General features: G+C 59.9%; 21 protein-coding genes, 2 tRNA genes and 1 pseudogene. 11 read left to right on the forward strand and 13 right to left on the reverse strand.

Annotated features, from left to right (window positions below; all coding sequences use genetic code 11):
- Positions 1 to 7 precede the first annotated feature (7 nt).
- Positions 8 to 550 (reverse strand): peptidylprolyl isomerase, encoded by a 543-nt coding sequence (locus tag KSW38_RS08990; protein ID WP_216924370.1) that lies wholly within the window; start codon positions 548 to 550, stop codon positions 8 to 10.
- Positions 551 to 703: 153 nt separating this feature from the next.
- On the opposite strand from KSW38_RS08990, the gene KSW38_RS08995 reads away from it, so the two are divergent.
- Both KSW38_RS08995 and KSW38_RS09000 read left to right on the forward strand, forming a co-directional pair.
- Positions 704 to 1669: a hypothetical protein gene (locus KSW38_RS08995; RefSeq protein ID WP_216924372.1), complete on the forward strand. Its 966-nt coding sequence runs from the start codon at positions 704 to 706 to the stop codon at positions 1667 to 1669.
- A 143-nt stretch (positions 1670 to 1812) separates the two neighbouring features.
- Positions 1813 to 2688: a glycosyltransferase family 2 protein gene (locus tag KSW38_RS09000; protein WP_216924373.1), complete on the forward strand. Its 876-nt coding sequence runs from the start codon at positions 1813 to 1815 to the stop codon at positions 2686 to 2688.
- Between the two features lie 32 nt (positions 2689 to 2720).
- On the opposite strand, the gene KSW38_RS09005 is transcribed toward KSW38_RS09000, so the two are convergent.
- Entirely contained in the window at positions 2721 to 3629 is a 909-nt protein-coding gene (locus KSW38_RS09005) for a DMT family transporter (protein WP_216924374.1), read from the reverse strand.
- Between the two features lie 161 nt (positions 3630 to 3790).
- On the opposite strand from KSW38_RS09005, the gene KSW38_RS09010 reads away from it, so the two are divergent.
- Entirely contained in the window at positions 3791 to 5755 is a 1965-nt protein-coding gene (locus KSW38_RS09010; RefSeq protein WP_216924375.1) for a glycoside hydrolase family 84 protein, read from the forward strand.
- Between the two features lie 55 nt (positions 5756 to 5810).
- Here the strand turns inward: KSW38_RS09010 and KSW38_RS09015 are convergent.
- The 11 genes and pseudogenes from KSW38_RS09015 to dnaA form a co-directional block, all read right to left on the reverse strand.
- Positions 5811 to 5886 (reverse strand) — tRNA-Ala (locus tag KSW38_RS09015).
- Positions 5887 to 5956: 70 nt separating this feature from the next.
- A complete protein-coding gene (locus KSW38_RS09020) occupies positions 5957 to 6076 on the reverse strand; it encodes a DLW-39 family protein (protein WP_216924378.1) in 120 nt (39 codons plus the stop codon).
- 46 nt (positions 6077 to 6122) lie between these two features.
- Positions 6123 to 6196 (reverse strand) — tRNA-Ile (locus KSW38_RS09025).
- A 113-nt stretch (positions 6197 to 6309) separates the two neighbouring features.
- Positions 6310 to 7014, reverse strand: coding sequence for a DUF3566 domain-containing protein (locus KSW38_RS09030; protein ID WP_216924384.1), 705 nt, complete (start codon positions 7012 to 7014; stop codon positions 6310 to 6312).
- Positions 7011 to 9680 carry a DNA gyrase subunit A gene (gene gyrA, locus KSW38_RS09035; RefSeq protein ID WP_216924386.1) on the reverse strand — a complete coding sequence of 890 codons (2670 nt, stop codon included), beginning with the start codon at positions 9678 to 9680 and terminating at the stop codon, positions 7011 to 7013. Before gyrA ends, KSW38_RS09030 begins: the two co-directional genes overlap by 4 nt.
- 61 nt (positions 9681 to 9741) lie before the next feature.
- Positions 9742 to 11820 (reverse strand): DNA topoisomerase (ATP-hydrolyzing) subunit B, encoded by a 2079-nt coding sequence (gene gyrB / locus KSW38_RS09040; RefSeq protein WP_216924388.1) that lies wholly within the window; start codon positions 11818 to 11820, stop codon positions 9742 to 9744.
- A 338-nt stretch (positions 11821 to 12158) separates the two neighbouring features.
- On the reverse strand, positions 12159 to 12713 hold the full coding sequence (locus tag KSW38_RS09045) for a DciA family protein (protein ID WP_216924390.1): 555 nt from the start codon (positions 12711 to 12713) through the stop codon (positions 12159 to 12161).
- Positions 12700 to 13893 carry a DNA replication/repair protein RecF gene (gene recF / locus KSW38_RS09050; RefSeq protein ID WP_216924391.1) on the reverse strand — a complete coding sequence of 398 codons (1194 nt, stop codon included), beginning with the start codon at positions 13891 to 13893 and terminating at the stop codon, positions 12700 to 12702. Before recF ends, KSW38_RS09045 begins: the two co-directional genes overlap by 14 nt.
- A 23-nt stretch (positions 13894 to 13916) precedes the next feature.
- Positions 13917 to 14828, reverse strand: a pseudogene (gnd, locus tag KSW38_RS09055) (phosphogluconate dehydrogenase (NAD(+)-dependent, decarboxylating)); the annotation flags it as partial.
- 15 nt (positions 14829 to 14843) lie between these two features.
- Positions 14844 to 15968 carry a DNA polymerase III subunit beta gene (gene dnaN, locus KSW38_RS09060; RefSeq protein ID WP_216924394.1) on the reverse strand — a complete coding sequence of 375 codons (1125 nt, stop codon included), beginning with the start codon at positions 15966 to 15968 and terminating at the stop codon, positions 14844 to 14846.
- 575 nt (positions 15969 to 16543) lie between these two features.
- On the reverse strand, positions 16544 to 17965 hold the full coding sequence (gene dnaA / locus KSW38_RS09065; RefSeq protein ID WP_216924396.1) for a chromosomal replication initiator protein DnaA: 1422 nt from the start codon (positions 17963 to 17965) through the stop codon (positions 16544 to 16546).
- Positions 17966 to 18429: 464 nt separating this feature from the next.
- On the opposite strand from dnaA, the gene rpmH reads away from it, so the two are divergent.
- The 8 genes from rpmH (at position 18430) to KSW38_RS09105 (ending at position 24102) form a co-directional block, all read left to right on the forward strand.
- Positions 18430 to 18567: a 50S ribosomal protein L34 gene (rpmH, locus tag KSW38_RS09070; RefSeq protein ID WP_011776797.1), complete on the forward strand. Its 138-nt coding sequence runs from the start codon at positions 18430 to 18432 to the stop codon at positions 18565 to 18567.
- A 41-nt stretch (positions 18568 to 18608) separates the two neighbouring features.
- A complete protein-coding gene (gene rnpA / locus KSW38_RS09075) occupies positions 18609 to 19019 on the forward strand; it encodes a ribonuclease P protein component (protein WP_216924398.1) in 411 nt (136 codons plus the stop codon).
- A gap of 43 nt (positions 19020 to 19062) precedes the next feature.
- On the forward strand, positions 19063 to 19452 hold the full coding sequence (gene yidD / locus KSW38_RS09080; protein WP_416418305.1) for a membrane protein insertion efficiency factor YidD: 390 nt from the start codon (positions 19063 to 19065) through the stop codon (positions 19450 to 19452).
- 18 nt (positions 19453 to 19470) lie between these two features.
- The gene (yidC, locus tag KSW38_RS09085) at positions 19471 to 20448 is read left to right on the forward strand and encodes a membrane protein insertase YidC (RefSeq protein WP_216924402.1); all 978 of its coding nucleotides are present in this window, start codon (positions 19471 to 19473) and stop codon (positions 20446 to 20448) included.
- Complete coding sequence (locus KSW38_RS09090; RefSeq protein WP_216924404.1) at positions 20448 to 20999, forward strand: Jag family protein; 552 nt, start codon at positions 20448 to 20450, stop codon at positions 20997 to 20999. Before yidC ends, KSW38_RS09090 begins: the two co-directional genes overlap by 1 nt.
- 6 nt (positions 21000 to 21005) lie before the next feature.
- Positions 21006 to 21656, forward strand: coding sequence for a 16S rRNA (guanine(527)-N(7))-methyltransferase RsmG (gene rsmG, locus KSW38_RS09095; protein ID WP_216924406.1), 651 nt, complete (start codon positions 21006 to 21008; stop codon positions 21654 to 21656).
- A gap of 129 nt (positions 21657 to 21785) precedes the next feature.
- Entirely contained in the window at positions 21786 to 22799 is a 1014-nt protein-coding gene (locus KSW38_RS09100; RefSeq protein ID WP_254186270.1) for a ParA family protein, read from the forward strand.
- A gap of 67 nt (positions 22800 to 22866) precedes the next feature.
- Entirely contained in the window at positions 22867 to 24102 is a 1236-nt protein-coding gene (locus tag KSW38_RS09105; protein ID WP_216924408.1) for a ParB/RepB/Spo0J family partition protein, read from the forward strand.
- Positions 24103 to 24960: the final 858 nt, after the last annotated feature.

Here is a 24960-nt window from a genome sequence, read left to right on the forward strand (position 1 = left end):
ATGCAGGCTAGAGCTGTTCGATGTCGATGCTGTTGATGACGACGTCCTCAACGGGGCGGTCGCCCATGCCGGTGCGGACGCCCTCAATGGCGTCAACAACCTTGCGGGATTCTTCGTCAGCTACTTCACCAAAGATGCTGTGCTTGCCGAACAGCCAGTCCGTGTTGACCGTGGTGATGAAGAACTGTGACCCGTTGGTGCCCTTGCCCATCTGGATGCCGGCGTTGGCCATGGCCAGTTTGTAGGGAGCGTTGAAGGTCAGCTCGGGGTGGATTTCGTCGTCGAACTTGTAGCCCGGTCCACCAACGCCGCGGCCCAGGGGATCGCCACCCTGGATCATGAAGTCCTTGATGATGCGGTGGAAGATGGTGCCGTCGTAAAGGGGCGTGCCGGTCTTGTCTTCGCCGGTTTCCGGGTGCGTCCAGGACTTTTCGCCCGTGGCGAGGCCAATGAAGTTGGCGACCGTCTTGGGGGCGTGGTTGCCGAAGAGGTCAACCTTGATGTCGCCGAGGCTCGTGTGGATCGTTGCTTTTGCGGTTGCGATGGTCATGGCCCCATTCTTTCATGCAGGGTCAACGCCGGCATGGCTGTAATGCCGGTTCCGCGCTGGGTGAAATCCGGGAAGAATCCTGCAGATGAATAGCCGCTGTTCCTCAGGGCACGTAGGCTAGCTTCAAACGAGCATGTGTATCGGGAGGTAGTTGTGAAGAAATCAGACCGTATTGCCCGCGACCTTGAACACTCCGTTGCGGCTGGTGTGGATAACGCCCGCGACTGGGCGGCGCCCCGCGTGGAAGCAGCCGTCAATTGGGCTGTTCCCCGTATTCAGCACGGCATTGATACCGCTTCCCCGAAGATCCAGGAGGGACTGAAGTCGGCGGCGCACAACCTCGCCGACGGCGTGGCAACAGTTACGCCGCGGCTTCAGGATGGACTGGCGCACCTCGCGCCGAAGATCCATGACGCTGTGGAGGACGCCACGCCGAAGATCCAGGAGACCCTTAATAAGGCAACTCCGGCCCTCGGAATCGCCCGGGACAAGGTAGTTGAGGAGTACCTGCCCAAGCTGTCCGAGCAGTTGGGCCAGGCTTCCGTAGTTGTCCATCATGTCCTTGAGAACGCGCCAGCCCAGGTGGATGCCGTTGCGCAGAAACTGGTGGACTCGGGTGTGGTTCACAGCGTGCAGGAGCAAGCTCAGGCCACCAGCAAGCAAATCAAGGCAGTGGCGGACCAGACCAGCAAGGCTGTTTCCCAGCAATTGGCTGTCCAGCAGAAGCCGAAGAAGCGCGGATGGCTGGTTGTCACAGTTATTGCAGCCGCGGTTGCTGCCGGTGTCGCTGCGTGGAAGGCCTCCAAACCCGTGGAGGATCCTTGGAAGACGCCGGCCCCGGTCAATCCAACCACTGCCCCAACGCCTTCTCCGGCTCCCGCAGACACTGAAGCATCAGCTACGGCGACGTCAACCTTGCCGGCCGAATCCAAGACTTCTGACATTACGCCCGAGGAAGCGGCTGCAGAAGTGGAGCAGGCAACCAAGGACGCGTTCGAGAAGGGCAAGGATTCCAAGGCCAACGTCGCTACGGATGCCAAGACCGCGGTCAGGAACATTGCCGCAAGCGGCCAAAAGGACCACGACACCCCTTCCACGTCCAAGGACCCTCAGCTCTAGGGTTCTGATTGGCCTGGTTCATAGAGGCCGTCACTGAAACATCATCTGAAGGGATCCCGGCTGGCCGGGATCCCTTCAGTGTTTGCCACCTTGTAACCCAATGGTCCGCTGGGGACGCCATGCCGGGTGTTAGATTTGAACTGATGTCAGCCGATAGACCCATTGCGGGTGCCCTCAAGGAAGTCCCGGAGCCTCCGGGGGTTTCAATCGTCATCCCGGCGTATAACGAGGAAAGCGTCATTCGCCAGTGCCTTATCGCGGCCATCTACCAGTCTGTTCCTGCTGAGGAAATCATCGTGGTGGACAATCTCTCCACTGACCGCACCGCCAGGATCGTGCGCCAGATGCAGCAGGAATACCCGGAAAGCCCCATTATCCTTTTACGGCAGGACGCCACGCAGGGGCTCATTCCCACGCGCAACTTTGGCCTCAACAGCGCCAAAGGAGAGATCGTGGGGCGCATCGACGCCGATTCTGTCTTGGAACCTGACTGGGTTGAGCAAGTCCAGAAGGCCTTCATGGACCGGTCCGTCCAGGCTGCTACCGGACCTGTGGTCTACTACGACATGCCAATGCGCCGCTTTGGACTGAAGGCGGACGACAAAATGCGCCAGCTGATGCTGCGTCTGGCCAAGCACCAATACCACTTCCTGTTCGGTTCAAACATGGCCCTCCGGCGCACTGCCTGGGAGACCATCCGGGACGAAACATGCCTCGATGAGAAGGATGAGATGCACGAGGACATCGACCTCTCACTGCACCTCGCCGAGCACGATCTCCACGTCCGGTATTGCCCGCAAATGGTGTCCGGCATGTCCGCCCGACGCCTTGAGGACTCTCCGCGGGACTACCGCTATTACGTCACGCGCTTCGACCGGACGTACAAGGCGCACAACGTTAAGAAGATGGCCCTGAAAGCGCCCATGGTGGTGTTCTTCTCGGTCTATTTCCCTGCCAAGCTCCTGCGGGCCATTCATACGGCCAACGCGGCGCAGGGCATTCGACGCAGCAGCCTGTAAGCCCCCGGCAGTAGAAGCCCGACGGCGGAAGCTCAGTCAGTTCCCAGCTCGGCCTCCCGCTGGTCTGCTTCGCCCTTGCCACGCCGTTGCCCGGAGACCACCACCGCGAGTCCAATGAGAATGAGCGCAAGGCCGGCGTATGTCCCAGCGGGGAGTGTCTCGTTGAGGAAAATGGCCGCCAGGATCGCTGCCCCCGGAATTTCCAGCAGGATGATCATGGAAACGAGCAAGGGGCTCATTGTGGCCAGCAGGTGGTTGAAGGCGGTGTGCCCTACCAACTGTGCACACACGGTGATGGCGAGAATCCCAAGCCAGCCTCCGGCGTCGAACCCTGCCAACGGTTGGCCACTGAGCAAAGCCAACACGGCAACAATCGCAGCACACATTCCATAGCAGAGCGTGGTGTACGTGCCCGTTCCCATGGACTGGCGGGCCTTGCCGCCAGCCAAGGTGTACAAGCCGGCCAGGGCTCCGCCCGCCAGCGCGAGGACGTCGCCCAGCAGGGCTTGCGGTGAGGAGCCCATATCGAATCCTGTAATGGCTACGACTCCGCCAAAGGCTATCCCCAGGCCCAACAGAACCGGCCAGCGATGGCGGGCGCCCCTGAACAACTGGAAGACCGCGATCCATGCCGACTGAAGGCAGACCAAGGCAGTGGCTGCAGCTACCGAGGTCAGCTGCAGCGCCGTGATGAAGCAAGCGAAGTGAAAGGCCAGAGCGACGGCGGCAACCGTGGACCAGCCAAACTCGCGCCGGTTGATCTTCCCAAACTGTTTGGGCTCCCGGATGGCCACCGGTGCGGCCATCACGACTGCGCCAATCGCGTTCCGCCAGAAGGCGATCGCCAACGCCGTCACGGACGTGGCACCCAAGGTGCCGGCGATCAGTGGTCCTGAGGAAGCCACGCCCAGGACTCCCAGCGCGGAAATGAGAAGGTTCACGGATCAACCCTAGTTTGGTGAGGCGCACGTCCCGCCCTCTATGTGCGGCGCGGACAGTGTGGTTGTCTTGAGTCAACATTCCAGACAGTCGGCGACGGCTTTCCCAAGGGGACATCTGATTGAACACAACGCCCGTCCGCGGAGCTAGACCGAGGCGATCAGTGCTGCTGCTGATCGCAGTTGCGGCTCTGGCTGTCGCTCTGGTTGTTACGGGCTGGTTGGTGGTTTCCCGGGAACGGTCCGGGGGCCACGGGACGGGCAAGATCGAAATCCCAAGCATCTTTCCGATCCCACAACATCTCCAGGCCGGAGTGGGGGATCCCGTCCCTCTGAACGGCCACGTTTACATCGTGGCTTCCCCTGGCACAGACCAGGCGTCCATCACCGCCCTCCAAGACCTGGTGACAGGAGCGGGGGGTACTGCAGAAGCGGTGACAGCCATGAACAGCGCAGCGGCCGGCAGTTCGGCCGTCTTCCTTGGCACCGCATCGGATCCCACAGTAAGCCCGGTACTCAAAGAGCTGGGGAAGGAAAGTGCGGCGGACAACCAGAACGCAGTCAGCCGAGCCGAAGGATACGCCATAGCCACAGGAAAAACTTCAGGGATTCCGACGGCGGTACTCGCCGGAACGGATGCCGACGGCGTTTTCCATGCCGTGCAGACCGCACGCCAATTGCTCAAGGATGGGGCAATGGCGGCCGCACGCGTCAGTGACTGGCCGTTGATGGAGACCCGTGGCGTCATCGAAGGTTTTTACGGGACGCCTTGGTCCCATCAGGCCCGTTTGGATGTCCTCAAATTCGCAGGACGCCAAAAAATGAATACCTACATCTATTCCCCAAAGGATGATCCACAGTTGCGGGAGAAGTGGCGGGCACTGTACTCGAACGAGGACCTGAAAGAACTACAGGAGCTGGTGGATACCGCCACGGCCAACCACATCCGCTTTACTTACGCGCTGTCCCCGGGCATCGATAGTTGCTACTCCAGCGAGGCAGACCTTAACTTTGCAGTGGCCAAGCTCGAATCCCTGTATTCGATCGGTGTCCGTTCGTTCGTGATTCCCCTCGATGACATTGCCACGAAGGTCCAATGCGCCGAAGACCTCAAGGAATTTGGCGCAGGCCAAGCCAATCTAGCCAAGGCGCAGGCTTCGTTCCTGAATGACGTCAATGACCGGTTCATCTCTGCGAAGGCGGACATCCAACCCCTCCAGACGGTTCCTACGTTCTACAACGGTTCCGCCAGCAATGCGTACAAGAAGGAGCTTGGCCGGGCCCTGAACCCCGGGATCGTGGTCCAGTGGACCGGTGAAGACGTGGTCTCCCACAGGATCAGCGCCGACTCAGCCGAGACCGCCCGGCGGACATACGGGAGTCCGGGTTCTCCACGCGACTTGGTCATTTGGGACAACTACCCCGTGAACGACTTTTCGCAGGACCACCTGTTCATGGCACCGGTGATCGGACGCGACTCGGAGCTGTACAAATCTGTCCGTGGACTAGTCACCAATCCGATGATCGAGCCCTACCTGTCCTTCCCCGCCATCTTCAACTACGCCGATCTCTCATGGAATGGACCGGCGTACGATCCCGGCAAGTCCATGGATGCAGCCCTGAAACAGGTTTCGGGGCCAGATCCGGAGGTCCTCGCGGCCGTGAAGGCCTTCGTGGACCTCAACCAAGACTGGCAGGACGATGAGCTCACTCCGTCCGCTCCTGAGCTCCGGCGGGATATAGAGCAGTTCTGGTCCGATTACGACGCCGGAAGGTCCCCTTCAGGCGGCTTGAAGGCCCGAGCTGAGCTGCTGCAGAGGCTGCCGGAACTGTTACCCAAGATGGCAGTGCCGGGGTTCGCAGCGGACGCCACCCATTGGGCAACTGCGGCAGCCAATTACGGACGAGGCGTGGAAGAAGCCCTGATCATGCTCGACGCTGCCAAGCGCGGGAATTCCCCGGCCGTGGCCGAAGCCCGCCGGAATCTCCAGGCAGCGTTGGCGGCCGCCGACGCCAAGACGCAACCGACGCTGGAGCTCGGGGTGGTGACTCCTGTGCTGGGGGATAGTGAACTGAAGACATTTCTGGAGCGGGCGCTGAACACCGTGGCTCAATCAAAACTCAGTTGAGGCCAGCTGAGTTAAAAGCAAAAGTCCCGGTCATTTCTGACCGGGACTTTTCTTATGGTGGAGGCACGGGGACTCGAACCCCGAACCCCCTGCTTGCAAAGCAGGTGCGCTACCAATTGCGCCATGCCCCCATAAGAAGCAACCCGTCAATCATACCCCATGTCAGGACCGGCTTTTACCAGTCCCGGACCTGGCTCCGGGCTAGTCGACCTTGTCGGTTGACTTGCTCCAGAGATCTTTCCGGGCTTCGGATTCCTGCGCCTTTTTATAGACCAGGACGCCTGCGACCGCCGCTGCGACTACTACCAGCAACTTCTTCACAAGCACCTCATTCCGATTCAGTGTTACCTGAACCTGTTAGGTTCCGTGGGCGTACCAGGACTTGAACCTGGGACCTCTTCGTTATCAGCGAAGCGCTCTAACCGCCTGAGCTATACGCCCCGATGCCTCATCGGGCCGAGATATGACTGTACAGCACATCCCGACCCGATCTCAAATCGAGGCATTCTGACCGCTGAATCTCACCGTTTTCGGCGTGAATCCGCGGTTTTTTGCTAGTCGTCCGTCAGTGTGACGCCAATGCCGCCAACCAACGTTGCCGAAATGTTATAAAGCACGGCAGAGAGCATCGACAGGGCGGTCAGCAGAACTACGTTCACCACGGCAATAATCGTCGCGAAGGAAGCCACCTGACCGAGCGAAGCAATCTTCTTCAACTCGAAACCACTGCCTTCAGAACCTGCCAAAGTCCCCAGCAGGCTGTCCACCTGGTTGAAGATACCTGTGAGATCCAACACGGTCCACAGCACGATGGCGGCGACAACGGTGACGATGCCCAGCGCCACAGACAGCAGGAACGCCATCTTCAGTACTGACCAGGGGTCAACCTTGCTTACCAGGAGGCGCGCACGGCGCACCTTCGCCTTGGGGGCCGGCTTTACAAGTCCCGGGCTTCCCTGGGTGGGGCGTTGACCGGGCGCACCAGTTGGACGCTGCCCGGGTTGTGCGGGCCGCTGGCCAGGCGCTCCGGCGGGGCGTTGCCCGGCAGAGGCCGGGCGTTGTCCAGGAGCTCCTGCTGGCCGCTGGGCCGAATTGGTGGTCGTTGCCGGCCGGGCCCCGGTAGCTCCGGCGCCGGCGGAACCGGCTCCAGGGCGTTGCTGGGGCCTTGCAGGCGCTCCTGCCTGCGGGCTGCCCGAGGGCTGCCGGAGTCCGCCGGGGACACCTGTGCTCGGCTTGGGATATGAGTCGGAATTACTCACTCGTTACCTCCGGTGTTGTCTTCGTTCAGCTCCGCGCCCGATTCTGTATCCGGGTCCGCGTCGTTTTCCGTTTCTGACGTGACGGTCGCCTCAGTGGCTCCGTCTTCTGCAGCCAACGTTACGTCATCGTCCTGTCCGTCCTCGGACTCTTCGCCTTCCAAACCGCGTTCGCTGTTGCGGGCGACCTCAATAATGCGGTCATTCTTGTCCGGCTTGGCAAAGATGACGCCCATGGTGTCACGGCCCTTTGCGGGGACGCCACTCACGGCAGAGCGGACCACCTTGCCGCCCTCCATGACCACGAGGACTTCGTCTTCTTCCTGCACAATCAAGGCGCCTACAAGGTCACCGCGATCCTCCGCGAGCTTCGCCACCTTGATGCCAAGGCCGCCACGGCCCTGCAGGCGGTACTCATCCACGGCTGTCCGCTTGGCGTAGCCACCCTCAGTCACGATGAAGACGAAGGAGCCGTCCTGGACCACATCTGCGGCCAGCAGTTCGTCATCTTCACGGAACTTCATACCCGTCACACCGGACGTTGCCCGGCCCATCGGACGAAGTGCGTCATCCGTGGCGGTGAAACGGATCGACTGTCCCTTGCGTGACACCAGCAGGAGGTCATCGGTCTCACTGACCAATTGTGCAGAGACCAGCTCGTCACCGTCGCGCAGGTTGATGGCGATAACACCAGCCGTGCGGTTGGTGTCATAGTCCTCAAGCCTGGTCTTCTTGACCAAACCGTTCTTTGTTGCGAGAACCAAGTAGGGGGCTTGCTGGTAATCGCGGAGATCCAGGACCTGTGCGATGTGCTCGTCGGGCTGGAATGCCAACAGATTTGCAACGTGCTGTCCCTTGGCGTCACGTCCCGCTTCTGCCAGTTCGTATGCCTTGGCACGGTACACACGGCCGAGGTTGGTGAAGAACAACAGCCAGTGGTGCGTGGTAGTCACAAAGAAGTGCTCAACGACGTCGTCGCCGCGCAATTGGGCACCCTTGATACCCTTCCCGCCGCGTTGCTGGGAGCGGTAGTTGTCACTTCGGGTGCGCTTGACGTAACCACCACGGGTAATGGTGACAACCATTTCCTCTTCGGGGATCAGGTCCTCCATGGACATGTCGCCGTCGAAGCCCATGAGGATGTGCGTACGGCGGTCATCGCCATGCTTGGCCACAATCTCTGCGAGTTCCTCGCTGATGATCTGGCGCTGGCGCTCTTCCGAGGCCAGAATCGCGTTGTACTCCGCGATCATGGCTTCGAGTTCGGCGTGGCGGTCCTGGATCTTTTGGCGTTCCAGGGCGGCCAAACGGCGAAGCTGCATGTCCAGGATGGCTCGGGCCTGGAGTTCATCGATCTCCAAGAGCTCCATGAGTCCCTCGCGGGCTGCCTCGGTGGTGTTCGATGCGCGGATGAGGGCGATGACCTCATCCAGCATGTCCAGCGCCTTGAGGAGTGCACGCAGGATGTGCGCTTCTTCCTCAGCCTTGCGCAAGCGGTAACGCGTCCGGCGGGCGATGACGTCCATCTGGTGGGTCACCCAGTGCCGGATAAAGGCGTCCAGGCTCAAGGTGCGGGGAACGCCGTCGACGATTGCCAGCATGTTCGCTGAGAAGTTGTCCTGAAGCTGGGTGTGCTTGTACAGGTTGTTCAGGACAACCTTGGCCACAGCATCGCGCTTCAGCACGATCACGAGTCGCTGGCCGGTACGGCCCGAAGTTTCATCGCGGAGGTCCGCGATGCCTTGGATCTTGCCGTCCTTGACCAGTTCGGCGATCTTGATGGCCAGGTTGTCCGGGTTGGCCTGGTAAGGCAGTTCGGTGACCACCAGGCAGGTGCGGCCCTGGAGTTCTTCCACGTTGACCACGGCGCGCATGGTGATGGAGCCACGACCGGTGCGGTAGGCGTCCTCGATGCCCTTGTGGCCGAGGATGGTTGCACCCGTGGGGAAGTCCGGTCCCTTGATCCGCTGGAGAAGCGCCTCAAGGAGTTCCTCACGTGAGGCGGTGGGGTTGTCGAGGGCCCACTGCACGCCCTCGGCAACCTCGCGCAGGTTGTGCGGCGGAATGTTGGTAGCCATGCCCACCGCGATACCAGAGGAACCATTCACCAGCAGGTTCGGAAAACGCGCCGGCAGGATGGTGGGTTCCTGGTTCTTGCCGTCGTAGTTGTCCTGGAAGTCGACGGTTTCTTCGTCGATGTCGCGGACCATTTCCATGGCCAGTTGGGCCATCTTGGTTTCGGTATAACGGGGAGCAGCAGCGCCATCGTTGCCGGGGGAACCGAAGTTGCCTTGGCCCAGGGCCAGCGGGTAACGCATGGTCCAGTCCTGGATCAGGCGGACCAGGGCGTCGTAGATCGCCATGTCACCGTGTGGGTGATAGGTACCCATGACGTCACCCACAACACGGGCGCACTTGTTGAAAGAGCGGTCAGGACGGTAGCCGCCGTCGAACATCGCGTACAAAACGCGGCGGTGCACCGGCTTGAGGCCGTCGCGGACGTCCGGGAGGGCGCGTCCTACGATAACGGCCATGGCGTAGTCCAGGTAGGAGCGCTGCATTTCAGTCTGCAGGTCCACCTGCTCCACGCGGTCAGTCAGCACATCGCCTTCAAGGATGACGTCATCGACAGTGGGTTCCGCCGGGACTTCGGGAGTTTCGTCACTCATAATCTAAGTTTTCCGTTTCAGGTATATGTCAGCTCTGGAATATCTATCGCCTTGTAAGGCACTAGATATCCAGGAACCTGACGTCCTTGGCGTTCTGCTGGATGAAGTTACGGCGCGATTCCACGTCTTCGCCCATCAGTACCGAGAAGGTCTGATCGGCAGCCAGGGCATCGTCCATGGTGACCTGCAAAAGAGTGCGGCGGTCCGGATCCATGGTGGTGTCCCACAACTCGGTGTAGTCCATTTCTCCGAGACCTTTGTAGCGCTGGATGCCGTTGTCCTTGGGAAGGCGCTTGTTCATGGCCGCACCCTTACGGATGGTGTCGTCCCGTTCGCGATCGCTAAAGACATAATCGTGGGCGGCATTTGACCACTTGATGCGGTACAGCGGCGGCTGCGCAAGGTAGACGTACCCGTTCTCGATCAGCGGGCGCATGTAGCGGAACAGCAGCGTCATCAACAGCGTGGTGATGTGCTGGCCGTCGACATCTGCATCCGCCATCAAGACGATCTTGTGATAGCGCAGCTTGGCGATATCGAAATCTTCGCCAATGCCGGTGCCGAAGGCCGTAATCATGGACTGGACTTCGGTATTACCGAGTGCCTTGTCCAGGCGTGCACGCTCCACGTTAAGGATCTTGCCTCGCAGCGGCAGGATGGCTTGAGTTTCCGGGTTGCGTCCCCGCTTGGCTGAGCCACCTGCGGAGTCACCCTCCACCAGGTAGACCTCGCAACGCGAAGGATCCTTGGAAGAGCAGTCGGACAACTTGCCGGGCATGCCGAAGGATTCCAGCGGACTCTTGCGTCGGGCATTATCGCGCGCTTTGCGGGCAGCCATACGTGCCTGCGCAGCGGAAATGGCCTTTCGGATGACGTCCCGGGCGGGACCCGGGTTGCGCTCCAACCAGTCGCCCAATTGGTCCGTGACAACGCGCTGGACGAAGCCCTTGACCTCTGAGTTGCCCAGTTTGGTCTTGGTCTGGCCTTCAAACTGGGGCTCGGACAGCTTGACCGAGATGACGGCCGTCAGACCTTCACGGATGTCATCACCGGTCAGGTTGTCTTCTTTTTCCTTGATGATGCTTTTCTCCCGTGCGTAGCGGTTGATCAGCGAGGTCATCGCGGCACGGAAACCTTCTTCGTGGGTTCCACCCTCGTGGGTGTTGATGGTGTTCGCGTATGTGTGGACGCTTTCGGAGTACGCGGTTGTCCACTGCATGGCGACCTCGACGGCGATGTGCCGCTCCGTGTCTTCAGTTTCGAACGCGATGACGTCCTCGTGGACGATCTCCACCTTCTTGCTCGAGTTCAGGTGCTTGACGTAGTCCAACAAGCCGTCCGGGTACTCGTAGACCACCGTGCGGTGCTCGGCAGCGACTTCGCCTTCGGTAGCGACGGCGTCGAGATCCAGATCGTCCTCGCCTTCCCGGGCGGCGGGACGTTCGTCAGTCAGGGTGATCCGCAAGCCCTTGTTGAGGAAGGCCATCTGCTGGAAGCGCGCACGAAGCGTCTCGAAGTCGAATTCGGTGCTCTCGAAGATGGTGCCATCAGGGTAGAACGTCTGTGACGTCCCTGTTTGGTCTGTCTCTTCTCCCTTGACGAGTCCGCCTTGGGGCTTGCCGCCGTCGGCGAATGACATACGCCATACGTGGCCCTGGCGCCGGACTTCCGTGTTCACCCGGCGGGACAGTGCGTTCACCACGGAGATACCCACGCCGTGCAGACCACCGGAAACCGCGTAACCGCCGCCGCCAAACTTACCGCCGGCGTGCAAGATGGTCATAACAACTTCGACGGTGGGCTTGCCCTCGGTGGGGTGGATGTCAACAGGGATGCCACGGCCGTCGTCAACAACCTGGACACCTCCGTCTGCGCGGAGCGTGACTTCAATGTGGCTGCAGAAGCCGGCCAGAGCTTCATCTACAGAGTTGTCCACCACTTCATAAACCAAGTGGTGCAAGCCGCGGGGACCGGTAGAACCGATGTACATGCCGGGGCGCTTGCGTACTGCTTCGAGGCCTTCAAGAACGGTGATATCGCTGGCACCGTACTCCCTGGGGGTTTCCGCGGGCGTGTCAGGCTTAGGAACAGTGTCCTCTTCGGGCTCTACTGCCAAGGTCTCTGCATTGTCGTTAGCCACAGGCGCTTTCGACTCCTCTGTATTCGATGACGGCCGTTCCCGTTGAAGGCCGCGGCAAACCGAGTCCTTCAACGAACACGTGACTGATTGCGCCGTTTACTCCGACGAAGAGGGTCCTGGAAGCCATGAAAGTGCTTCCAGGACCCCGACGACGTTTCACCGGCGCTCAGTGATCTACGCCAATTCTATCGTGGAAATGCGGGAATCCTTGCAAATACGGGGGCAGCCGAGAGCTGAATATGCCTATGGGAGGCCACTGGCCCTATCTGAAATGGCCCTACGGTGGTCCTGATGGGGGCCTATACGACTCGGGGGCGTTGAATCGCCCTGCACGCCGTTCAGCCGTACGTGTCCCGGGGTCCCCGACCGTTGACGCTGCGCCCACCTTTTCGCCAACTTGGCGCAGACGGACCCAGCACGTGGATGCTGGTCACCACGCCTTCCCCCAGTTCATTCCGGAACATCTCCAGCAGGCTTGTACTCAGTAACCGCAGTTGGGTTGCCCATGCCGTGGAGTCGCAACGGACATGAAGTGTGGTGTCAGTAAAGCTCTCAGGCGTGCAGTGTGCAGAAATGTCCGCGCCTACCAACGTTTCCCACTCGGCCATGACCGAGCCAACGGCCACGGGAGACGTCCAACCACGTTCTGCCACCAACCGGCCAACGACTTTCCCCAAGCCCAGCGGGTCACGTCCGGTCCCATGAAACTGGGTAAAACCCCTGGTGTCGCGAAGGCCCTTGCGTTTTGGCGCGGATCCGGGCCGGGGCGCCCGCTGCCGGACTTCGCCTCGAGCCGCTGCGGCCTCCCGCATCCGATTCAGCGCGGCTTGGGCAGCATCGATTTCGTCCGGATCGCGGCCTGGTTGAAGTCCGTCGTGGCTATCCTTCACCATCGATGCCTCCCGGAACAACGGTTATGCGCCGCCCGGCCAGCTCCTCGGGAATATCGGCGATGACGGCGGCCGTGACCAGTACCTGTTCGGCGCCGGCCACTATTGCTGCCAGTTTACGCCGGCGCTGGACATCGAGTTCTGCAAAGACATCGTCAAGTATGAGGATCGGCGCGGTACCGCCGGTGCGGGCATCATCCAGCATGACGTAGTAGGAAGCGAGGCGCAGTGACAAGCACATGGACCACGTTTCACCGTGCGAAGCGTAGCCCTTGGCCGGTGCTTGACCGAGCACGAGCTCCAATTCGTCCCGGTGCGGGCCCACCAGGGAGATGCCCCGCTCCAGTTCCTTCTTGCGGGATGCGGCGAAAGCCTGGACGTAGCGGTCGGTGAGTTGATCCACCGACAACAGCCTGAGGTCCTCGCCCGACGCCGAAGGTTCCGTTGGGCGATCGGCCGGCCCGCCGTCGTCGTCCAGTACGCCCTGGATGGTTGAGCGGTACACCGCGCCGGCATCTTTTGAACCGTCAGTAAGCTGCGCGTAGGCACTGTTTAGATGAGGGCGGAGCCGTTCCACAAGTTCGAGCCGTGCATGCAGGAGTTCAGCACCGGCGCGGGCCATATGCTGGTCCCAAACATCCAGCGTTGCCTCATGGCCTGCGGTAAATTTGCCCGTCCGCGCAGATTTCAGCAGGGCGTTTCGTTGCTTCAACACTCTGTCGTAGTCGCTGCGGGTGGCAGCATGGCGCGGAATCAGGCTTACCAGGAGCTCGTCAAGGAAGCGTCTGCGGTTGGAAGGATCGCCCTTGACCAGTGCCAAATCCTCAGGCGCGAAGAGGACCGTCTGGCAGATGCCCAAAATGTCCCTGGCACGAACTGGATTTCCACGGTTAATCCGGCCACGGTTTGCCCGCCCGGCGTTGATTTCCAACTCGATCACAGTGGACTGCTCGCCACGGACCAACTTGGCCCTGATCATTGCCCGTTCCGCGCCGAAGCGAAGAAGTGGAGCATCGGTGCTGACTCGGTGCGAGCTCAGGGTTGCCAAATATCCGATGGCTTCCATGAGGTTGGTTTTACCGATCCCATTGGAACCCACCAGGACAGTAACCCCGGGACCAAGCTTCAAGTCAACTTGGGCGTAGCTCCGGAAATCGGTTAGCGAAAGATGTTCGAGGTACACGCCGTTTGCTGGACTCCTGCAGCCTAGTTGGAAGGACGGGTGGCGTGTCCGCCGAACTGGTGGCGCAGCGCCGAAACCATCCTCATAGCCGGCGAGTTGTCTTCGCGGGAAGCGAACCTGGCAAAGAGTGCTGCGGTGATGGCAGGTGCCGGCACAGCATTGGCGATCGCTTCCTCCACCGTCCAACGGCCCTCGCCGGAGTCCTCAACGTAGTCGTCGATCGAGGCCAGTCCCGGATCTCCGTCGAGTGCTTTGACCATGAGATCCAGGAGCCAGGAACGAACGACGGTTCCTTTTTGCCAGGCTCGGAAGGTTCCTGGAAGGTCCTTCACGATGTCCTTGGCTGCCAGCAATTCATAACCTTCGGCATATGCCTGCATCAGTCCATACTCGATACCGTTGTGCACCATTTTGGCGTAATGGCCTGCACCCACTCCGCCGACATGGACGAAGCTGTCTGCTCGTTCTCCCTCGGGACGCAGGGCATCGAAAACGGGCAATGCCAGTTCGATGTCTTCGTCAGCGCCCCCGGCCATCAGTCCGTAGCCGTTCTGCAATCCCCATACGCCACCGGATACACCGCAGTCGGCGAAGCGGATGCCCTTCTCTGCAAGTGCTGCAGCGTGCTTCTGGTCCTCGGTGAAACGTGAGTTCCCGCCATCGATCACTAAATCACCGGGGCTGAGCTTTTCGCTGAGTTCGGTGATGACAGCATCTGTGATCTCGCCCGATGGAACCATGACCCATACGAGCCTCGGAGAGGGTAGGGCAGCGATGAGTTCGTCGACGGAAGCGACGTCCGTAACGTCGGGATTCCGGTCAAATCCAGTTACCTCAATGCCGCCATTCCGCATGCGCTCCCGCATGTTGAAACCCATTTTTCCGAGGCCGATCAGTCCGATGTGCACGGGATGAACTCTTTTCTGCGCTAGTGGATATGTGGCGGATCGCTAGTTTGGCAGGCGAACCGGCATCACGAGGTAGCGGTAATCGTCCTGGTCATCGCCATCAGCTTCAGCCTGGGCCGTGATCATGGCCGGTTTGGGAGCAGTGGTGAAGGAGAACCGAACGTATTTGGTCTCGATGACGCTCAGGCCTTCAACGAGGTAGTGCGGATTGAATGCGACGGTGATGTCTTCGCCGGAAAGCTGGGCTTCCAGTTCCTCAGACGCCTGAGCATCTTCACCGGTACCGGCGTCAAGGTTTAACAGACCCTGGCTGAAGGCCAGGCGGACCGGTGTGTTGCGCTCAGCCACAAGCGAGACACGACGCACTGCTTCAACGAGTTCCTGTGTTTGGACCGTTGCGTGGATGGGGGTGGAATCCGGGAAGAGGGAGCGGATTTTTGGGTAGTCGCCATCCACCAGCAGGGATGTGGTGGTACGGCCTCCGCTTTCGAAGCCGATCAGGCGGCTGTCGTCGTCAGCGAGGGCAAGGTTGATGTCGCCACTGCCACCGAGGGTCTTTGCCACCTCGTTCAGGGTCTTCGACTTGACCAGCGCGCTGGTGGAAATGCCCGGAGTGACAGGCTTCCACGGGACTTCGCGCATTGCGAGGCGGTAGCGGTCGGTGGCCAGGAGGGTGATCATGTCATCCTCGATTTCCATGCGCACGCCGGTGAGGATCGGCAGGGTGTCGTCCTTGCTGGCGGCGATGATCACCTGGGAAACAGCCTGCGCGAACGCGTCACCTGGCAAAGTGCCACTGATGGCTGGCAATGCCGGAAGAGCCGGGTACTCAGTTTCAGGCATCGTAGCCAGGTGGAAACTGCTTCGGCGGCAGGTGAGAGTGACTTTGCTTCCGTCGGTCTCAACTTCCACCGGAGCCGAAGGCAGGCTGCGGCAAATGTCTGCCAAGAGACGCCCGGACACCAGAATGGTGCCTTCCGTAGCGATATCCGCAGGGATCTCGAGGCGGGCGGAAGTCTCGTAGTCAAAGCTCGAGAGGCTTACCGTTCCAGCCTCGGCTTTGAGGAGGAGACCGGAAAGCACAGGTACGGGCGGCCGCGGAGACAACGACCGCGCGGTCCACGTAACGGCTTCTGCCAGGACGTCGCGGTCGACTCTGAACTTCACGGAAGGGTGCCGCCTTTCATTGCTGCTGCCAAGTAGTAGCTGCGGATTCCTGCTTGGAACCCGCCAAACCTTTGCTGTCCGATACCGGAACCTGCATGGTCCGCACTCAAGCGAACTACAAACAGACCCAAGGATGGGAGCGCTGCTGACAGCTTAGCCGGAAGATCCGCGATTAACCCATCCCCGGCAGCACTCACCTCTCGTATGTGGACAGCCGCAAGCTGGCCTTGGCCTGGCTGTTCGTCTGCCAACGGCAGGGGTTGGCGTGGGGCAGAACGAGATTGTTATTTGAGGGATTTCAATTTTTTGGGATTCGTAGTGTTAATAACTGCTGTGGAAACTGTGGATAACCGGATCTGGCCGCGCAGTTTCGGGGTTAAGCCCTGTTCATGGACTGTGCGTTAACTGGGTTTTAAACAGGGTGTGGATGGGGACAACTCCCAAGCCGGTTTTTAACGATCCACAGATGCCTTAAGGGTTTTAAGCCCATTAACCGCGCTTGTCCCCTTAAGTATCCACAGGGTTATCCACACGCACCTGTTAATAAGGTATGTAGTGCGCGGAGGAATGTGGATTCAGGAGTCGCGCTGCTGCTGTTTGATGCGGTTTGTGAGTTCAGTGACCTGGTTGTAAATCACACGACGCTCGGCCATCAGCTCACGGATCTTGCGGTCGGCGTGGATCACAGTGGTGTGGTCGCGTCCGCCAAGTTCCTGCCCGATCTTCGGCAAGGACATGTCCGTGAGCTCGCGGCAGAGGTACATGGCGATCTGTCGCGCCGTGACGAGCGTGCGCGTACGGGACTTGCTGCAAAGCTCTTCCATGCTGAGCTTGAAGTAGTCAGCGGTCTGGTCCAGGATCTGCTTTGCGGTGATCTCCTGGGCGCCGTCGTCAGTGATGAGGTCCTTGAGGACCATCTCGGCCAGAGCCACGTCCACAGGCTGACGGTTCAGGCTGGCAAAGGCGGTGACGCGGATCAAGGCACCTTCAAGTTCCCGGATGTTGCTGGAGATCTTGGAAGCGATGTACTCCAGGGCGTCGTCCGGTGCAGACAATCCTTCGCTGAGGCCCTTCTTGCGGAGGATGGCAATGCGTGTTTCCAGTTCCGGCGGCTGGATGTCCGTCAGCAGGCCCCACTCGAAACGGGAGGTCATCCGGTCCTCGAAGCCCGCCAACATCTTGGGAGGCTGGTCGGAGGTAATGACCACCTGCTTGTTGGCGTTGTGCAGGGCGTTGAACGTGTGGAAGAACTCCTCCTGGGTCCGGTCTTTGCCAGCCAGGAACTGGATGTCGTCGATCAGCAGCACATCCACGTTTCGATACGTGGTCTTGAAGCTGGTGCCTTCGTCATCGCGGATCGAGTTGATGAAGTCATTGGTGAACTCTTCGGAGTTGACGTAGCGTACGCGAATTCCGCTGTACAGGCGTCGGGCGTAGTGTCCGATCGCGTGAAGAAGGTGCGTCTTGCCGAGTCCGGAGTCGCCGTAGATGAACAACGGGTTGTAGGCCTTGGCAGGTGCTTCGGCTACTGCAACGGCGGCCGCGTGGGCGAAGCGGTTGGAGGAACCGATCACGAAGGTGTCGAAGATGTACTTCGGGTTCAGCCGGCCGAATTCATGTGAGGTGCTGGGCGGTGTCGGCTGAGGCTTCGGCTCTGCGGCCAGGTCCGGCATCGCGGAAAGCTCGACGGCGGGTTCCGGCTCTTCGTGGATGGGCACAAGATCGGTGTCAACGTCGATCGCGCAACGGATGTCATCGGAAAAAACGCCGCGCAGGGCATCGTCAAGTGCGTCCTTGACCTGGGTCTGCAGGACTTCGCGGGTGAGCTCGTTGGGAACGGCGACCAATAGCGTGGAGCCGATGAGGCCTTGGGCCTGGGCGAGGATGACGAAACCGCGCTGGCGGGGTGTGACCCGGTCGTCTTGTTCGAGAAGGCTCAGCACCCTGCGCCAGGAACTTCCGACAGTATTGGCGTGGTTGGCTTCGTCTACTGTCATCAATCAGTTCCTAAATACTTGCTTGCCGGCGTTGCTGGCAGCCGAAGTGTCTCCGACTGGCGATGTTTCCGGGGTTAATCCACAGAGTTATGCACAGCGGGTGGACAATGGGCTACTGAGCCACTCTAGGGGATGGAATCGCTAGAAGATAGCTGGGAAGTTGCTTGTGGATAATTACACTGTTGTGGTTCTGGTTTGGGCCTTGTGAGCCACTTCATCCACAGGCTGTGCAGCGTCCGTTGACACAACTGTGGATAGCTGTGGGAATGGCTTCCGGTTTGACTGAGACTGCCTTTTTGCCCTAACGTTGTGAAGTCCTTTGTGTCCGCTTTTGTGATCAGTTGCATCGACGTACGATTATCGTGCGGCAGGCAACGGCGGCAGGCACATACAAAACTTAGCGTCGGCCAGTTCTTCCCCTTTTGATCGGGTGGGCGCACCTTTGATCCACTGGAGTAACTAACGTGAGCAAGCGGACTTTTCAGCCGAATAACCGCCGTCGGGCCAAGAAGCACGGCTTCCGCCTTCGTATGCGCACCCGTGCCGGCCGCGCCATCCTGGCTGCACGTCGCGGCAAGGGCCGCGTCGAACTGTCGGCGTAAATAACTGACTTGTCGGTCAGGGTCTTTTTGCGGGTTCGACGGTGCTAGCCACCCCAAACCGTCTGCGGACGTCTACCGACTTTTCAACAACTGTACGTTCCGGCGTCCGCAATGGACGCCGGAACTTAGTGTTATATACGGCCCCTATTGGGGCCGCGGAGCCGAGTCGAATCGGCTTCATTGTCTCCAAAGCCGTCGGGAACGCCGTGACCAGGAACCTCGTTAAGAGGAGACTGAGAGAAGCAGGCGCACTGTCCTTGCACACGCATGGTACGGGCCTGGCGGTCGTGGTCCGGGCGCTGCCCGCAGCTGCATCTGCCAGCTGGGAGCAACTGCTCTCGGATTACAACGCCGCATTGGCAGTGACGACGAAGCGACTGGGTGGATCAGCTCCACGCAGCGCTTCGCCAGAACACAACGGCACCACAAGGGAAGGGACACCGCGTGCATGACATAAGCACCGCCGTCGTTCCTTCCTCAGGTGACCCCTCTGGTTTGAGCAAACCCATCGGCAAGGTTCCCCACGGGAACCTGTGGGCGGCGGTAGGCAAGTTCATCTGGGACCTGCCTCGGAATATTCTCATTCTCCTGCTGAAGACGTACCGCAAGGTCGTTTCACCCCTGTACGGCCAGGTTTGCCGGTTCTTTCCGTCCTGCTCGGCGTATGCCCTGGAAGCAGTCACGGTGCACGGCGCCATGAAGGGTAGCTGGCTCGCAGCCAAGAGGCTCGCCAAATGCCATCCTTGGAATGCTGGCGGAGTGGACCATGTCCCCGCCGGCCATCGTCATTGGCCTGAAGGCCAGACGCCCACAATTGTTGTACTGAACAATCCGGACCAGTTCCTGGCTGCTCAGGCTGATGAAGAAGGCCGCACTGCGGCCTGAGGAAAATAGGGATATCTTATGGGTGACTTCTTTGGGACAATCATGTTCCCGTTCAAGTGGCTGGTGTCAGTCATCATGGTTGGCTTCCATGACGGGCTGAGCTTCATGGGCATGCCAGCCGCCAACGGCTGGACGTGGACCCTCTCCATTATCGGCCTGGTGTTGGTGATCCGTGCCGCCCTGATTCCTGTGTTCGTCAAGCAGATCAAGGCCCAGAGGGGCATGCAGCTGCTGCAGCCCGACTTGAAGAAGCTGCAGACCAAGTACAAGGGCAAGACTGATCAGCTCTCCCGCCAGGCCATGGCGCAGGAGCAGATGGCCCTGTACAAGAAGCACGGCACCAACCCGTTCTCCGCGTGTTTGCCCATGCTGATCCAGATGCCGTTCTTCTTCGCGCTGTTCCAGGTGCTGTCTGGTATCTCGACCGCCAAGAACGCCGGCGAAGGCATTGGTGCGCTGAGCCACGAACAGGTCATCGAGTTCGATCAGTCGAGCATCTTTGGTGCGCCACTCTCCGCATCCTTGCTTCATGGCGGTGCGCCCGGCAGTGAAGTTGCCGTCTGGACCCTGTCCATCATCATGATTCTTGCCATGACTGCGTCGCAGTTCATTACGCAGAAGCAGATCATGGCCAAGAACATGTCCGAAGAAGCATTGGCCAGCCCGTTCATGCGCCAGCAGAAGATGATGCTCTACATCCTGCCGCTCGTGTTCGGTATCGGTGGTATCAACTTCCCCATCGGTGTCCTGATCTACTGGACCACCACCAACCTCTGGACCATGGGACAGCAATTCTTCGTTATTCGCCGCATGCCCACTCCGGGCTCGCCTGCCGCGAGGGCACTGGAAGAGCGCCGCGCCGCGAAGGGCCTGCCGCCGCTGTTGGGTGGCAAGAAGAAGGACGACGACGACGCCGAGGCTGCCGCCGCCGCTGCTGCGGCCGAGATCAGGGCCCAGCGCGTCCAGCCACAACGTAAGAACAGGAAGAAGAAGTAATGTCTGCTGAGAGCACTGAAGATGTAACTGCCGCCGCGACTGAGGAACAGGACGACACGCAGGAAGAGTCGCTGTCCAAGACGGCCAGCCGCCTCGAAGAGGAAGGCGACATTGCTGCCGACTACCTCGAGGAACTCCTTGATATCGCTGACATTGATGGCGACATTGACATTGAGGTCCGTAACGGTCGTACCTACATCTCCATCGGAACTGATGAGGAATCCGCTGCCTTGGATAGCCTCGTAGGTCGCGACGGCGAAGTCCTCGAAGCCTTGCAGGAGCTGACCCGACTGTCGGTCCTTTCCGCAACTGAAAGCCGGTCCCGTTTGGTGTTGGACATCAACGGATACCGCAAGGAACGTGCCGGCGTCCTTCAGCAGATCGCAGAGGACGCCGTTGCCAAGGTCAAGGAATCCGGTGGGACCGTTGCACTGGAGCCGATGAGCGCCTATGAGCGCAAGATCGTTCACGACGCCGTCGCTGATCTCGGATTCGTCTCCGAATCCGAGGGCGAGGGCGCTGGCCGCCACATCGTGGTCTCGGCTGACTAGCGGCTCATGGTTGAAATTACCGCAACTGAACTGCAGGCGGCAGAGAAGATCTTTGGGGAGCGCCTGGATCTCGCCAAGCGCTATGTAGAACATCTGGCTACGTCCGGGACCGAGCGCGGGCTGATCGGTCCTCGTGAGATCCCCCGCTTGTGGAGCCGCCACGTTCTGAACTGTGCAGTCATCGAGTCAGCCATTGCCATGGACAGCCATGTGGCAGACGTTGGGTCCGGTGCCGGACTTCCTGGCCTGTGCCTTGCAATTGCCCGTCCAGACCTTGAGTTGACTTTGATTGAACCTCTTGAGCGTCGAGTCATCTGGCTTCAGGAAGTCGTGGACGACCTTGGCCTGGACAATGTGACCATCATGCGAACCCGTGCTGAACTGGCTGTGGGATTGGTGGACGCAGACGTCGTTACGGCACGCGCAGTTTCGGCTCTTTCCAACCTGGCTGGCCTGACCATCCCCCTGCTGAATGGCAAGGGGGAGGTTGTGGCGATCAAGGGTCGCAGCGCTGCCGAAGAAATTGAGAAGGCCAAGAAGGTCATCCGTAAACTTGGCGGCGTGGAAACGTCCGTTGTGGTTTGTGGACAGGAGCTTTTGGAGGAACCCACCACCGTGGTGAGGATCATCGTCAACAAGCCCGGAAAGACGGGCTAGTCTCCGCTCGGTTTCCCGCGTGTCGGCGGCTGAGCAGTTAGGCTAGAGAACGGCAGCAAGCGCCGAATGAGAGTGAGAGTGTGACCAGTGGGCAGTAGCGAAACCTCCACGCAACGGATCCCCCCCTTTATGTCCTTGGGGTCCGCGCGGGCCATGGCCACACCCTCGGCGTCACTGCAATCCGCCATTGTGCGAACGAATTCAGTTGAAAATGCTGCCGTTTCACGTGAAACGCTGACGGATGAGGTTCACAACGTGATGGACTCCATCGATGATTCGAGCCCCATCGCTCGCCAACTGGCCAACGAGACGCGCCGACGCGAGCGGCTGATCGGACGTGAACTCCCGAAACCTGATCGGACCCGGATTTTCACGGTCTCCAATCAGAAGGGTGGCGTTGGCAAGACGACCACCACCGTCAACATTGCGGCGGCCCTGGCGTCTGCCGGTCTCAATGTCCTGGTCATTGACATCGATCCCCAGGGAAATGCCTCTACGGCCTTGGGCATTGAGCATCACGCAGACGTGGACAGCATCTACGACGTCCTGATCAACGATCTTCCGTTGAAAGACGTAGTGGCTCCTTGCCCTGACATTCCCAACCTCATCTGCGCTCCTGCGACAATCCACTTGGCCGGCGCGGAAATCGAGTTGGTTTCATTGGTGGCCCGGGAACAGAGGCTTCGTCGCGCCATTGACGTCTACTCCAAAGAGCGGGAGAAGAACGGTGAGGGACGTTTGGACTTCATCTTTATCGACTGCCCGCCCAGCCTGGGTCTATTGACTGTCAATGCGTTCTGCGCCGCCAGCGAGGTCCTGATTCCCATCCAATGCGAGTACTACGCCCTGGAAGGCTTGAGCCAGCTGCTGAAGAATATCGAGATGATCCAGAAGCACCTCAATGCTGACCTGGTGGTTTCGACGATTCTCCTGACGATGTATGACGGCCGAACCAACCTGGCCGCACAGGTAGCCTCGGAGGTTCGGCAGCATTTCCCCGAGCAGGTTCTGAGCGCTGTGGTTCCCCGCTCGGTACGCATCTCTGAAGCGCCGAGCTATCAGCAGACTGTCATGACCTATGATCCTTCTTCGAGCGGCGCGTTGTCCTACATGGAAGCCGCCGCCGAGATCGCTGAACGCTAGAATTCTTGAAACACTGCAACAGCCTGGGCCGGTCCGCGCTCGGCTATTCCATCGGAGGGATGAATCAATGAGCGAAAAGCGAAGGGGCCTCGGCAGGGGTCTTGGGGCTCTCATTCCTAGCTCGCCCGCGGCGGCCCAGGGGAACGGCGCTGCGCCCTCCCGCCCAGTGGATCTGTTTTTTCCGGAAGCCCGAAAGACAGCGGAACCGGTGGAAGCGGCCGATGCGACGGCGCCTGCCACTACGGCCGACTCCGGGACTTCGAGTGGAGCTAACGGTTCGCGTTCCGACGCTGCGAAGGAAACATCCCAGTCGGTTTCCAAGGCACCTGCCGCAAGCAGGTCCAGCGCGGCGAAGGCCCCCGCGTCCAAGCCATCCACTAAGCGCTCTTCATCTCCCTCAGCGAAGACCGCAGATGCAGAGACGAGTTCCACAGCGTCTTCCGCTCCTGCTGAAGCTACTTCACCCGAGGTGGAGTTGGTCGAAGTTCCGGGAGCGAGATTCGCTGAAATACCGGTCACGGACATTCACCCCAACCGCAAACAGCCTCGCTCCGTCTTCGATGAAGACGACATGGCCGAGTTAGTGCACTCCGTCAAGGAAATCGGAGTCCTCCAGCCAATTGTTGTACGTACTTCAACCGAAAAGGGTGGAGAACCGTACGAGTTGGTAATGGGTGAGCGCCGCTGGCGTGCAGTCCAAGCCGCAGGCCTGGAAACGATCCCGGCGATCGTCCGTGACACCACTGACGACGACCTTCTGCGCGACGCGTTGCTGGAGAACCTGCATCGTAGCCAGTTGAACCCTTTGGAAGAGGCAGCCGCCTACCAGCAGCTCCTGGAGGACTTCGGAACTACGCATGAGCAGCTGGCCGATCGCATTGGTCGCTCTCGCCCTCAAGTGTCCAATACGTTGCGTTTGTTGAAGCTTCCTCCCCTGGTGCAGCGCCGCGTCGCAGCCAGCGTTTTGTCAGCGGGCCACGCGCGTGCTCTCCTGGCGCTCCCTGATGCGGCCGCCATGGAGCGACTGGCACAGAAGATTGTCGCTGAGGGGATGTCTGTACGAGCCACTGAGGAAGCCGTGGCTTTGTATCAGGACCCGACGACGCCAGCAAAGAGTGCTATTCCCAAGCCCAATGCCAGGCACGAGCGACTGGACTATTTGGCGTCATCCCTTTCCGATCGTCTAGACACCAACGTGAAGATTACCCTCGGTGCCCGCAAGGGCCGCGTCAGCATCGAATTTGCCAGCGTAGAGGATCTCAACCGAATCATGGATGTTTTGGGACCGGGCTCTGACGACTAGTTTTCGGGTCCAACGGAATGGGGTTTGCTTTGTGGGCAGACCCCATTTTTTGTTCCGGAGTGACTTTTTGTTCACAGCGCGGAATGTTGGGCTTTCGGGAGTCGAGCAGCTAAGTGGTGTCTATGGTTTCACGTGAAACCTGCCGGAGTTGCCGTCGAAACCACTGAGGATACCTGTTTCGGGTCTAGCCGGCGTCTGCGTTGTGGATACATGTCGCTCGATGCTTCGTCCCGGAAAGCGCGTCCGGTGCTTCGCGTGGTCCTTTCGGGATGACAACTCAAAAGCCGATTCGTTCATTTCGCTGGCGCAGCCTATGTCCACGCATTCGTGCCCGCGCCGGCCTGGTCGGTCTTTGAGCTTGCTTTCTTGGGGAAGGATCCATCTGGTGCAGGTGCTGCTAATGGCACTGGAGGATTCTGGTCTATTGCTCTAGCGCTTCTCTATTGGGATGATCCTGGCTCCGCAGGGACCGGAACGGCTCATGAACGGCAGTCGTTTCACGTGAAACGCGCCGCCGGTGAGGATGCCAATCTGTCCGCTTCCTTTCTCCCGCGCTCGGCACTGAGTTTGGGACTTGCAGGCGTAGATTTCTGCATCTGACGTCGCCGGAGAGAGCTTCAATCCATTAGCTGCCTGACAATCGCAAATGAACCATTTGTCCTATCCCGATGATGCGGTGATGCGGTGAGGCATTGCCTGCACGATCCCATCCGTAGCCCCGACACAGGCTCTACAAGCCGCTGATCTGACGTCCGCGGGGGTAAGACCCTCCTTTGAACCGGAGTGCTCCGAACTCTGATCTTGATGTGAGCTTGCGTGTCCCGGAGCGGAACCACTTTAGGGCTTCGGAGCTTGCGC

The sequence above is a fragment of the Paenarthrobacter aromaticivorans genome, from assembly GCF_019038615.1.
GTDB lineage: Bacteria > Actinomycetota > Actinomycetes > Actinomycetales > Micrococcaceae > Arthrobacter > Arthrobacter aromaticivorans.

Excerpts from the sequence above, each read along its gene's own strand:
- KSW38_RS09000 (WP_216924373.1), top strand. The coding sequence starts at position 1,813 with ATGTCAGCCGATAGACCCATTGCGGGTGCCCTCAAGGAAGTCCCGGAG.
- dnaA (WP_216924396.1), bottom strand. The coding sequence starts at position 17,965 with ATGACAGTAGACGAAGCCAACCACGCCAATACTGTCGGAAGTTCCTGG.
- yidC (WP_216924402.1), top strand. The coding sequence starts at position 19,471 with ATGGGTGACTTCTTTGGGACAATCATGTTCCCGTTCAAGTGGCTGGTG.
- rsmG (WP_216924406.1), top strand. The coding sequence starts at position 21,006 with ATGGTTGAAATTACCGCAACTGAACTGCAGGCGGCAGAGAAGATCTTT.
- KSW38_RS09045 (WP_216924390.1), bottom strand. The coding sequence starts at position 12,713 with ATGGTGAAGGATAGCCACGACGGACTTCAACCAGGCCGCGATCCGGAC.
- KSW38_RS09090 (WP_216924404.1), top strand. The coding sequence starts at position 20,448 with ATGTCTGCTGAGAGCACTGAAGATGTAACTGCCGCCGCGACTGAGGAA.
- KSW38_RS09105 (WP_216924408.1), top strand. The coding sequence starts at position 22,867 with ATGAGCGAAAAGCGAAGGGGCCTCGGCAGGGGTCTTGGGGCTCTCATT.
- gyrA (WP_216924386.1), bottom strand. The coding sequence starts at position 9,680 with ATGAGTGACGAAACTCCCGAAGTCCCGGCGGAACCCACTGTCGATGAC.
- KSW38_RS09100 (WP_254186270.1), top strand. The coding sequence starts at position 21,786 with ATGTCCTTGGGGTCCGCGCGGGCCATGGCCACACCCTCGGCGTCACTG.
- KSW38_RS08990 (WP_216924370.1), bottom strand. The coding sequence starts at position 550 with ATGACCATCGCAACCGCAAAAGCAACGATCCACACGAGCCTCGGCGAC.